This is a genomic window from Paenalcaligenes hermetiae (assembly GCF_039543645.1).
Classification (GTDB): domain Bacteria; phylum Pseudomonadota; class Gammaproteobacteria; order Burkholderiales; family Burkholderiaceae_B; genus Paenalcaligenes; species Paenalcaligenes hermetiae.
The window spans coordinates 216437-227853 of record NZ_BAABKD010000009.1 but is presented as its reverse complement, the minus strand read 5'-3'; the positions used below and the strand labels follow the sequence as shown (position 1 = coordinate 227853).

Here is an 11417-nt window from a genome sequence, read left to right as displayed (position 1 = left end):
GCAGACTAGGAAGTATGGAGAGCGTTAGCTTGTTCAAACCAGCTTTGCATAGCTGAGAGCTGCGCAGGAATCTCTTGCGCTAAACCGCCAGAAAAAACACGCCATTCATCTAGAAAGCGATCGGCTACAACCGTAATCATAGGCAGGCCGAGGCTCATGATTTCGAGCATCTCGCTGGCAAAGCCTTCCCCTTCTGCTTCAAGCTTGCCAAAGCGGTTAACGACAATAAGATCGGGGTTTTGCGCACGAGCGTGCTGCAAAATCGTACAGGCTTGGCTGACAGCTGCTGAGTCTAAGCAACAACTGGTGTTATGCTTGCCTAATTTTTGGGCGATAGAAGTATAGGCGCCATTATCTAGGTTAATAATACCCATTTGGCTGCCATAAGCGTAGCTGACTTCTTCGGGAGCTTGAATAACGCCTAATACGCGCTTACCTTGCTCTTGGAGCGATTGGATAAAAGCGGCCAAATGGGCATCGGCAGCATCGGCATTTTGGTGCACAATGGCACCGATAGGTAACAAATTTTCAAAATGATCCATGAGAAACCTAGCTGTGCTAATGTTGGAAAAAGAGGTCGTCCATTGAGATGGCTACATATAAATAGGTAGGCGTATGAAGCGATATTTTTTTAGTATGGTTTTGAGCTTGAGTGCAGGGGCTGTTTTGGCGGCTCCGCTTTCTGTTGCACCTCAGGCGGGTCAATGGCAGATTACCACACAAACTTTTGCCGAGGGTAAAGACATTGGCCCACAGTTGCAGTTAATCAAACAGCAGGCGGCGGCCCTATTAAAGCCAGAGCAATTAAAAAAACTGGAAAATTATGATCCTGCCCGCTTTACAGAGTGTTTAACACCAAAGCAAGCTGCCGTTTTGCGTGATCCACAACAGAGTTTATCGTTTTTGCAACAGGCGCTAGGGGATTGTGAGCTACAGCTGGACGAGCAGGACACGGATCATTTGCATTTTAGTGGTGTTTGTCATGCGCCTAAACATGGTGTTTCTGGGCAAGTAAAAGGGTTTTTGCACTATCAGAGCAGCCAGCATGCCTCGGGTTACGTAGAGGGCCTGGGGACACTACCGCCCCCGATACAGTTAATTTTGATTGGCAAAATACAGCCCGAGGTACAAATTCGTAATGAGTTTAAGGCTCAGTGGCAGCAGGCGACGTGCTTGCCTCGATAGTATTGCGTAAACAGGCAGCCCAGATGACCAGCCAGAGCGCATACATCATGACCCCACTGTTATGGCTTAAAAAGGTTTGTGATAAACCAAAATCAATGTAAGCGACAGGTAGAATCGTACCGCTAACAGCGAGGGCTCGTATACTTAAATCAGGATTTTTGAGATAAGGGTTAAAATACCAAAGCGGTACTCCATACAGCAGGAGCAAAACGATCAGGCCAACCACACCATGTTTGGCGGTACGATCAATGAACTCATTATGAGCATGGCTGAATGTTTTAACAACTGGATTTGCATAACCTTGTTCGGCAAGTTCAACCATGCCGTTTTGATATTGATCTTTGCCCCAACCAAACAGTGGTTTAGTTTGAGTGAGCTGGATCGCACCTTGCCACATTTCAAAACGAGCCCCTAGTGATGTATTGCTATTGCCTTTCTGATAAAGCGCAATGTCCTCAAAGGCTCTTTGGATGCGAGGCTGAACGTTAAGTTGTGGAATAGAGAACACAACTAACCCTGTAATTATTACCAAGATTCCTAGGCTTAGTTTGAGACGCAATGAAAAAAAGGGGTGGTAGGCGCGATAAAGCACAAGGAGTACCAAAGGTAGTCCAACCCAGCCCCCCCGACTGCCAGAAAGTAGTGAGCCCAATATCCCACCTATGGCGCCAAATATGAGTAGCCATGTAAATGCAGAGCGTTTCTTTGGGGAGCGTGACAGACTCCACCCTAAACCTGCCAGACAGAAGAAGGCTGTGAGCATTGAGAGATTACCAAACTGTATGGCATGGGTATAGCCGCTGACTCGCTCTACGCCATGTGCCATACGTTCATAGAGGGCTTGAAAGCCAATGAGAGTTCCGCCGATGCCCAACCCACCCCATACCCAAGAAACAGAAGGCTTAGCCCATCGAATATAAAAAAAGATAGGAATAGCTAAAATAAATCGTATGATTTTGTCATAGTTTTGGCTGCTTAGCTGATGCCAAAGTCCATTAAAAATACCCTCAAGGGTAAAGAGGGCTAGGGTGGTAAGAAGCCATTTGTCCGCTGAGTTGAGTGGTGATTTAGGTTGATTGAGTATGTAGAGGCCTCCTACTAGTAATAATAGGCCGCTGATGGAGTAGCCACTAGGTGCAATTAATGCAAGGCAACCAAGAAGAAAAATCGAGATTCCACAGTAAATAGAAGCTGGATGAGTTGACATCAGTTCAGTCGTAGTAATTCATGAGTAGAAAAAGAAATAATATTGTAGGCTAGGCTTTGCTATATTATTCGTAAGAAGTGTAATGAAACGCTCCCTTTGAGGAGCGTTTTTATTAGAAGCTACCAAATATGGTCCCTAGTGTAATGACAGTAATGATGGCAAATAATGGGGCTACCATTGTTACCATAGCGATATTCATATAGGACTGACGATGATTGAGCTTACAAATAGCTAGAAGCGTAATAATAGCGCCGCAGTGGGGCAGGGTGTCGAATCCACCCGCGGCCATGACAGCAACGCGGTGCATGAGTTCTGGGCTAATGCCGGCCTGTTGAGCCATGGCTAAATAATCGGCGCCTAAGGTTTGTAAAGCAATACTTAGCCCGCCAGACGAGGAACCGGTAATGCCCGCTAATACGTTCATGGCGATGGCTTCGGAAATGAGGGGGTTGCTGGGGGTCAGGTTTAACACGGCATCGCGAATCAGAGCAAAACCGGCTAAGCCGGCAATCACGGCACCATAGCCCACTTCTGATGCGGTATTAAATAAAGGCAGCATAAAACCGAACACACCTTGGTTGACGGTTTCTTTAAGGTTTTCCCAACGACCTAATCGCGTCACAATAAGGGTAAAACAGGCACTTACCAGAGCAATAATCAAAGCCCAGAGCCCTTTCATTTTGGCGGGTTCGACGTGAGGAAATTTATCGGCAAACGCTGAAAAATCTGTCTGAGGAAAGATCCAATAAGTAAATAGCGCATTCACGCCAATAACTAAAATCAATGGTAAGAACGCTAAAAACAAAGGCATGGTCGATAAGGGGCCCGTGGCGTAGACGGTACTGCCATCATCGATAGGGATATGCTGATCACTTTCATGGTCCCCATACCCTTCGCCTGCGGTTTTGGCTTTGTTAACGCGAGTTTGTAGCCACCATAATCCCCCTAATAGCATGATGGCTGAACCGATTAGCCCTAGCCCTGGGGCTGCAAACACGTTCGTCCCATAATAAGGAATAGGGATCGCATTTTGAATGGCGGGAGTACCGGGCATCGCGGTCATGGTAAAGGTAAAGGAGCCAAGAGCAATGGTCGCGGGAATTAACCGTTTGGGAATATCTGCCGCCCTAAATAGATCGCGCGCGATGGGGTAGATTGCAAAGGCCACTACAAATAAAGACACACCACCATAGGTAAGTAGGCCACAGGCAATCACCACAGTGGCTAAAGAGTGTTTTGGTCCTAAGCGTTTGACAATCCAGCGCGCAATCGTATTGGCTGCACCGGAGTCTGCCATGAGCTGTCCAAATAAAGCACCAAGCAAGAAAATAGGTAAAAACTGCAATACATAGCCGCCCAAGGCTTTCATAAAAGTATCGGTATAAATAGGTAGTAAAAAACCGATATCGCCAGATAAAAAGACCGCTAGCGCAGCCATTAAAGGGGCGAGAAGTAGAACAGTAATCCCTCGATAAGCGAGGAACATCAGTAAAAGTAATGAAACAATAATCGCCAAAGTGCTAGACATCGCTTAGGCTCCAAAAAACAGTAATTAATAAGGCCTGCCCACCATGGGATAAAGCCAAGCGCGATTGTACTCGGATTTGTTATATACTTAGGCCGGTTTGATCAAACAAAATGATACAAAAACTCCATTAATCAGCATAAAACATGCATAAGGCGGCTTTCATCCACATTTTGCAGCGTAGCGCCATCGGCTTTGGGGTGCTGGCGCTGTTGTGTGGGTTGATTCTACGCAGCATGATTCCCATGGGCTATATGCTCGACCCAGAGGCATGGCGCCAAGGGCAAATCTCCATGACCATCTGTACCGCGGATGGTACGCCGGTTTCGTTGCGCTTAGCAGATTTATTGGATATTCCCCAGCATCACCCAGATCAACCGGGACACGCGACGTGTCCGTGTTGCTTTATTCATGATGAAGCATTGGCGTTATTGCCATTGCTGGCTCTGATTCCTACTGCCGCCACATGGCATAGCTATGTCGTACAGAGACAGGCTAAAACGGGATTGGCCAATGCGCATGGGCTTCGTGGCCCCCCACTGGGTGCGCGAGCGCCGCCTATTCTGTAATAACGCACTTTTCTTTTGTTTTTGTTATTACAGGTTTAATTATGTCTACTACGTTATGTTTGCGACCCAAGACAGGGGTCGTTGTACTCGCTTGTGTTTTTTCGGTGCCCGCTTTCTCGGCTCAGCCCACCCCTATTCAGCAATTTGACGCCCTCGTTATTAAAGGGGTTAGCCCCAGTGCGGCAACGCAAATTATGACCCACCCTAAACAGCCACGGCAGCCATTACCAGCGAGTGATGGATCCGATTATTTGTCGACGATTCCTGGCTTTAATGCGATTCGAAATGGCGGTGCAAATAGTGATCCAGTGTTACGAGGTATGTTTGGCTCACGTTTGGCCATTTTAACGAATGGTACGTATATGCCGGGGGCCTGTCCTTCACGTATGGATTCGCCGACGTCATATATTTCGCCTCAGAATTTTGATGAGTTGGTGGTGGTCAAAGGACCGCAAACCGTTTTGTGGGGGCCGGGTGCTTCTGCGGGGATCGTGCGTTTTGATCGTAATGCGCCCCAGTTTACGGAAAATACGGTCATTTTTGATGGAGCGCTGACAGCAGGGTCGTGGGGGCGCAATGATCAGTCGGCCGATGTGACGGTAGGTAATTCCTTATATTATGCCCGTATCACAGCGAATCATGCGCGGGCTAATGATTATAAGGATGGGGATGGAAATAAGGTGCCCTCAAAGTGGAAAAAATGGAATAGTGATGTGGCGCTCGGGCTAACGCCGAATGAGACCAGCTTGGTGGAGCTTTCTGCCGGAGTTGGGGATGGCCATGCCCGATATGCAGGGCGCGGCATGGACGGGACGAAATTTCGACGCGAAAGTGTGGCGTTGCGCTATGAGCAAGAAAAACTCAGCGATCGCTGGCAAAGCCTTCGTGTTCAGCTCTATCATAATTATGCCGATCATGTGATGGATAATTTTACCCTACGTAACTTTAACCCGGCAGGGGGAATGGCGATGCCGATGGTTTCCAACGTAGATCGTGCCACTTGGGGCGGCCGCGTAGCTGGACAGTGGCAGCTGGGGGCTGCAGTAACGCTTGATGCAGGGGTGGATTATCAAAATAGTCGTCATCGTGTACGGCGCAGTATGGGGGCCATGCCATATAAAGACGAGCCTCGTGTGAAAGATGCCCATTTCACGAATACCGGTGTATTTGCTGAAATGCAATGGGCTATGAGCGAACAGCAACGTTGGATTGGAGGTCTGCGCTTTGATCGGGCGACGGTGCAGGATACTCGTGCGAATACCGGTATGGGGAATATGCTAAAACCCAATCCTACCCATGATAAAAAGCGCCATGAGACCTTACCGAGTGGGTTTTTCCGTTATGAGCAAGACTTGGAACATACAACCCTATATGCAGGGGTGGGGCACGTGCAGCGCATGCCCGATTATTGGGAGCTCATTTCTCCTAATATGGGTCCAGCAGGTAGTGTGAATGCTTTTGAGGCCATACAGCCAGAAAAAACCACACAGTTGGACATAGGCTTGAACTATCAAAAAGAAAACTTGAGTGCTTGGGCATCTGCTTACGTCGGACAGATCAATGATTACATCTTATTTGATTATTTGTCAGGCGGCATGATGGGGATGCGTAGCCAGGCACGTAATATTCAGGCACGCATTATGGGGGCAGAAATGGGAGCAGATTATGTACTGAGCCCTAATTGGAAAGTGGGTGCCAATGCCGCCTATGCGTGGGGTAAGAATCGTAGTGACGGGCGAGCCCTGCCACAAATGCCACCACTAGAGGCCCGATTCAATGTGGACTATGAGCGTCATGGTTGGTCAGCGGGGGCTGTGTGGCGCGTGGTAGCAAAACAAACCCGTTATGCGAGGTACCAAGGCAATGTCGTAGGTAAAGACTTTGGGGCTAGTGCTGGCTTTAGTACATTAGCACTCCATGCGGGTTATCAGCCTAATAAGACTGTCCGTTTTACCTTAGGGGTGGATAATGTATTTGATAAAGCTTATGCCGAGCATTTAAACCTAGCGGGTAATGCTGGCTTTGGTTATGCTGGCACGACTATTGTGAAAGATCCTGGTCGCACAGTATGGGCGACCGTAAATGTGAATTTTTAACTTAGGAGTGAACTGATAAAGACCTTGGCAGCGTTATAGGGGCTGCCAAGGTAGCATATAGAGATTAAGTTGGCTCCTAGTCTATAGAAAATCCTAAGTATTCCGGTAACCAGAGGGCAATACCGGGGAAAATCATAACTAAAATGAGGGCGCTAAACATAGTGACCATAAACAACATGGCCCAGCCAAAGGTATGCTCGAGACGGATATTAGCGACCTTTGTGGTCACCATAAGGTTAACCGCCACCGGGGGCGTGAACTGGCCGATAGCGATATTCATCGCTAATAAGATCCCAAACCAAATCGGATTCCATTCAAAATGATTAATTAAGGGAACAAGCACTGGGGTCAGGATTAAATAAATAGAAATTGCATCCAAAAGCATACCTGCCAGTAATACTAAGATCATTACTAAAAGCAGTAGCGTCCACGAGTTATCCGAAATTGATAAGATGGCTTCGGCAAGACGGGTAAAAGTTCCTAACGTCGTACCCGCCCAAGCAAAAATACCAGCTAGAGCGATAATCAATAAGACCACGCCTGAAATTTTGGCGGCCTCATTAAACATCTCTAAGAGTGCGCGCCAAGTCAGCTGGCGGTAAATTAGTGTGCCAAGAATTAGCCCATAGGTCACAGCGACAACAGCCGCTTCGGTGGGGGTGAAAAGGCCAGAGCGCAGCCCCCCTAAAATAATCACTGGAGCAAAAAGCGCAGGGAGTGCTTTAACAAAGCTCTGTTTGATCGGCGGGCGCTCCTCGGTTTTTTCGGCTTCCCACCCATTGCGTTTAGCCAGTAAGTAGGCAGGTACTAATAATGAGGCACCTGCTAAAATCCCAGGAAAAAGACCCGCAGCAAATAAAGCGCGCAAGTCCAACCCCGGCATCATGACAGAATATAAAATAAGAGCAATAGAAGGCGGGATAAGAATAGCAGTGGAAGACGCAGCGGCAATCAGCGAGGCAGAAAAGGGACGTGGGTAGCCGGCTTTAGACATACTTGGCAGCATAACCATGGCCACGGCTGCCGCATCGGCAGGACCAGAGCCACTCATACCACCCATAATTAAGCACACTAACACCGCAACTAGAGCTAAGCCACCATGGCGTTGTCCAATAAGGGATTGAGCAAAGGTCACCAAGCTTGCCGCTACCCCAGCGCGCTCAAAAATCAACCCCGTTAAAATAAATAACGGGATCGCGATAAGGGGATATTTAGCAATACTATTATAGGTGTTCATGCCCAGCGTACTGAGCATGTCTGGGGATAGCCCCATGATAATTCCGATGGCACCGCCTAGGCCTAAGGCAAAGGCGACGGGCATACCAATCAACAAGCAAATCCCAAAACTCACTAACATCCATAAATCGGGACTCATGCCTGCTCCTCATCGCCTTGACGTAAACGACCAATAAAATTTTGTGTACTGCGGATTAAAATAGCAATGGATAAAATGGGTAGCCAAATTAAATAAATCCATGTTGGGTAGCCTAAGCCGGGGGATAATGATTCCCATTCGTATTCTTGATAGGTAAAGGTGCCGCTATACCAAATGACTAAACCCAATACGGCTACACTTCCTAACCATTGCAAGGTGTAAATGATACGGCGTCCGGTCGGGCCGACTTTTTGTTCTAATAACGTAATACGAATATGCTCATTGCTTCGGGCCGCGACAGCGCCACCAGCAAAAGTCAGGATCACCATCAGAAAAACAGAGAATTCTTCGGTGAAAGCAAAGGAGGCGTTGGTGGTATAGCGTACCACCACATTGGCCAAGCTAATAATACAAATAGCGGCTAAGGCGATAATTCCTAGCCACGACTCAATGCGGGTTCTAGGTTTAGACATAAAATTCAACACTAAAAAAACAAAGGCGCAGATAAACTGCGCCCATTGGTTATGTAAGATTTAGCGTTCAGCGATGGCTTTTTGAGCCGCATCCACTAGATCTTTTCCAATACGGGGAATCCATTTTTCGTACACGCTTTGTGTAGCGTCAACAAAAGCTTGGTGTTGCTCGGGGGTTAGTTCCGTGATTTCAACACCACGCTCGCGGATGATTTCTAGAGTTTTTTCTAGATCAGCACGGGATTTTTCGATTTCCCATTTGCCAGCATCCACTGCGGCTTCTTTTAGAAGCTGTTGGTCTTCGGCGGATAAGGTTTTCCAAACACGTTGGCTTACACCAAAAATGAGGGGGTCATTCATGTAGTGCCAGAGTGTCAGGTATTTTTGATTAGCGCGATCGGCGCGGGCGACATCGTAGACAGCTAAGGGGTTTTCTTGACCATCAACAGCACCAGTGGTGAGCGCGGGTAGCGCATCGGTCCAGCTCATTTGGGTAGGGTTGGCACCCAAGGCATTAAAGGTGTCTAGGAACAAAGGGGATCCGACCACACGGATTTTTAGGCCTTTGAGGTCTTCGGGTTTAGTGATCGCCTGCTTGGAGTTGGAGATTTCACGAAAACCGTTTTCGCCCCATGCTAATGGCATTACACCACGTTTTTCGATAGCATCAAAGACCATTTTACCAGCTTCACCCTGAGTAATGGCGTCAACAGCTGCATTATCAGGCATTAAAAAGGGTAAAGAGAACAGGTTGACCTCGGGAACTTGGGTAGACCAGTTGATGGTAGAGCCAACAGCCATATCAATTAGGCCACTGCGCATTGCAGAAAACTCACGGGTTTGATCACCTGAAACGAGCTGGGCGTTAGGGTAGATTTTTAGAGTGATGCGACCATCAGAACGCTCTTTGACTAACTCGGCCCATTTCTCAGCGGCTTGCCCCCAAGGAAAAGCATCTGATAAAACGGTGGAAACCGAGAACTCGCGCTTTTCTTGTGCAAAGGCGGTAGTGGCGCTCAGAGCAAAACAGGCGGCACCAAAGGCAAGCCAGCGTTTGATTTTCATGAATATACTCCTTTTGTCATATTTTCTAACGTAAAAACTGATAGTAGTGGTAGAAAGCGGTTTTAGGCAAGGCAAGGACAGTAAAACGGAAGCGTAGCGCTTGGTTTGAAACCTTTGGTTAAATACATATAACTAGACAGATCAAGCAAAGCGTATAGAGTGTGGTAGCATGAAAATAGTGCTATGAAAATGACGTTTTATTTAATTCACACTAAAGGGGATGATCATGTCATTACGTATCAATGATGTTGCACCAAACTTTACAACGGACTCGACCGCGGGTGAAATTACCCTGCACGATTGGATGGGGGATAGCTACGCTATTTTATTTTCTCACCCAAAAGATTTCACACCCGTATGTACCACTGAATTCGGTGCGGTGGCTCGTTTAGCCCCTGAGTTTGAAAAACGCAATACTAAAGTTATGGGCGTTTCTGTGGATGATGTGGAAGACCATAAAAAATGGATTCGCGATATTGAGGCGTTTGCAGGGGTGCCAGCTAACTTCCCCATTATTGATGACACGTCTTTACAAGTAGCGAAGCTCTACAACATGCTTCCTGCTGAAGCTTACCTACCTGATGGTCGTACTCCTGCCGATAGTGCGACTGTGCGTACCGTATTTATTATTGGGCCGGATAAAAAGATTCGTTTAACTATGTCGTACCCCATGTCCGTAGGGCGTAATTTCGCTGAGATTTTGCGTGCATTGGACGCGGTGCAAGCGACAGATGGTGTGCCTATTGCGACGCCCGCGGATTGGCAGCCTGGTCAGGATGTGATTGTGGGCTTGAGCTTAAACGATGAGCAAGCAAAAGAAAAATTTGGCGATATTGATATCAAACTGCCTTACTTGCGTTTTACTAAAGATCCAAATGCGAAGTAAAAAAGAATAAGACGTAATCGTTATTTTAAAACCCGCTTGTTTAATAACAGGCGGGTTTTTTTGTTGGATATGTATTACCGTGTCGTTGTTGTGACCGACGGCTCATTGGCCAGGCTGGGTAAGCGTTCCCGACAGAAATTGACAAAGATTTGAGCAGGTTTAGTGAGCGGGGTTTGTTTTAGGCGCGCGTAAGCCAGCCCAGAAGGGGTGACCTTATCCGAAATTGGAATACAGACGACACGTTTGCCATCGTAGGTATAAGGGTGTTGCGGACGCGTCACTAATAAAGAAAAGCCAAAGCCTTGGGCTACCATCCCTCGGACCATTTCTATAGAGGGGGAGCCGAATAAAATGGTTGGAGTAAGTCCCAGCTGGTGAAACAGACTAACAAAATACGTTCTACTTGGCTGTACGTCTAAGAGGATCATGGGCTCTTTATAAAGTTGACGTAGAGATAGCGTTTTCTCTTTAGCTAAGTCGTGGTTCTCTGGGAGCAACACATAAGGAGGCGATGGCGGCATTAAGGGTTCGACCAAAAAAGTACTATCTAGCTCGTGGTTATAGACAAAAATACAATCAAAGCTCCCTGCTTGCAGACCCTGGACCAATTCTTGCTGCTCGCCATCACGTACTCGAATGGTTAGCCCTGGGTAGAGCGTTTTAAATTCGGCGATAAGTTGCGGTAAATAAAGCGGGGCGACCGTTTCAAAACAACCAATATCGACTTCGCCAGTCACAATATCATTTTCCGCTAAAGCATTTTGCTCAAACTCATAAGAAGCGCGTAATAGATCTTCGGCTTTGTGATAAAAGCGCTCGCCCACAGGCGTTAGGGTGACACCTTGAGCATGGTGGCGAATTAAGAGCTTTACATTGAAATGATCCTCTAGGCTTTTAATTGCTGCTGAAATAGAGGGCTGTGAAATATGCAAATGGCGTGCTGCGCCTGCCACACTGCCCATCTTGACCGTAGTCACAAAATAATGAAGTTGTCTAAGCGTATAAAAGGCCATCGTACCTAGGATTTTCCCTGAGT

11 protein-coding genes are annotated in these 11417 nt (G+C 47.3%); 4 read left to right on the top strand and 7 right to left on the bottom strand.

Features of this window, described 5'->3' with window-relative positions; translation table 11 throughout:
• Nucleotides 1-5: 5 nt before the first annotated feature.
• Nucleotides 6-542: a DUF2478 domain-containing protein gene (locus ABD980_RS06795; RefSeq protein WP_300646943.1), complete on the bottom strand. Its 537-nt coding sequence runs from the start codon at nt 540-542 to the stop codon at nt 6-8.
• Between the two features lie 73 nt (nt 543-615).
• Between ABD980_RS06795 and ABD980_RS06790 the strand changes: the two genes are divergently transcribed.
• Entirely contained in the window at nt 616-1185 is a 570-nt protein-coding gene (locus ABD980_RS06790) for a DUF3617 domain-containing protein (RefSeq protein ID WP_300646944.1), read from the top strand.
• Here the strand turns inward: ABD980_RS06790 and ABD980_RS06785 are convergent.
• Nucleotides 1145-2392 carry an O-antigen ligase family protein gene (locus ABD980_RS06785; protein ID WP_300646945.1) on the bottom strand — a complete coding sequence of 416 codons (1248 nt, stop codon included), beginning with the start codon at nt 2390-2392 and terminating at the stop codon, nt 1145-1147. The two genes, ABD980_RS06790 and ABD980_RS06785, sit on opposite strands and share 41 nt — an antisense overlap.
• Before the next feature lie 112 nt (nt 2393-2504).
• Nucleotides 2505-3920 carry a GntP family permease gene (locus ABD980_RS06780; protein WP_345370537.1) on the bottom strand — a complete coding sequence of 472 codons (1416 nt, stop codon included), beginning with the start codon at nt 3918-3920 and terminating at the stop codon, nt 2505-2507.
• Nucleotides 3921-4063: 143 nt separating this feature from the next.
• On the opposite strand from ABD980_RS06780, the gene ABD980_RS06775 reads away from it, so the two are divergent.
• Nucleotides 4064-4486, top strand: a complete 423-nt coding sequence (locus tag ABD980_RS06775; RefSeq protein WP_345370535.1) for a DUF2946 family protein — start codon at nt 4064-4066, stop codon at nt 4484-4486.
• Between the two features lie 41 nt (nt 4487-4527).
• On the top strand, nt 4528-6582 hold the full coding sequence (locus tag ABD980_RS06770) for a TonB-dependent copper receptor (RefSeq protein WP_345370533.1): 2055 nt from the start codon (nt 4528-4530) through the stop codon (nt 6580-6582).
• A 76-nt stretch (nt 6583-6658) separates the two neighbouring features.
• Here the strand turns inward: ABD980_RS06770 and ABD980_RS06765 are convergent, their stop codons facing one another.
• Genes ABD980_RS06765 through ABD980_RS06755 form a run of 3 tightly spaced genes read right to left on the bottom strand, consistent with a single transcriptional unit; the run spans nt 6659 to nt 9495 of the window.
• Complete coding sequence (locus ABD980_RS06765; RefSeq protein WP_345370531.1) at nt 6659-7957, bottom strand: TRAP transporter large permease; 1299 nt, start codon at nt 7955-7957, stop codon at nt 6659-6661.
• Nucleotides 7954-8430: a TRAP transporter small permease gene (locus ABD980_RS06760; RefSeq protein ID WP_300648128.1), complete on the bottom strand. Its 477-nt coding sequence runs from the start codon at nt 8428-8430 to the stop codon at nt 7954-7956. Before ABD980_RS06760 ends, ABD980_RS06765 begins: the two co-directional genes overlap by 4 nt.
• 60 nt (nt 8431-8490) lie before the next feature.
• Nucleotides 8491-9495 (bottom strand): DctP family TRAP transporter solute-binding subunit, encoded by a 1005-nt coding sequence (locus ABD980_RS06755; RefSeq protein WP_300648130.1) that lies wholly within the window; start codon nt 9493-9495, stop codon nt 8491-8493.
• Nucleotides 9496-9721: 226 nt separating this feature from the next.
• On the opposite strand from ABD980_RS06755, the gene ABD980_RS06750 reads away from it, so the two are divergent.
• Entirely contained in the window at nt 9722-10381 is a 660-nt protein-coding gene (locus tag ABD980_RS06750) for a peroxiredoxin (RefSeq protein WP_300648132.1), read from the top strand.
• Between the two features lie 74 nt (nt 10382-10455).
• On the opposite strand, the gene ABD980_RS06745 is transcribed toward ABD980_RS06750, so the two are convergent.
• Nucleotides 10456-11394: a LysR family transcriptional regulator gene (locus ABD980_RS06745; RefSeq protein WP_345370528.1), complete on the bottom strand. Its 939-nt coding sequence runs from the start codon at nt 11392-11394 to the stop codon at nt 10456-10458.
• Between the last annotated feature and the right edge of the window lie 23 nt (nt 11395-11417).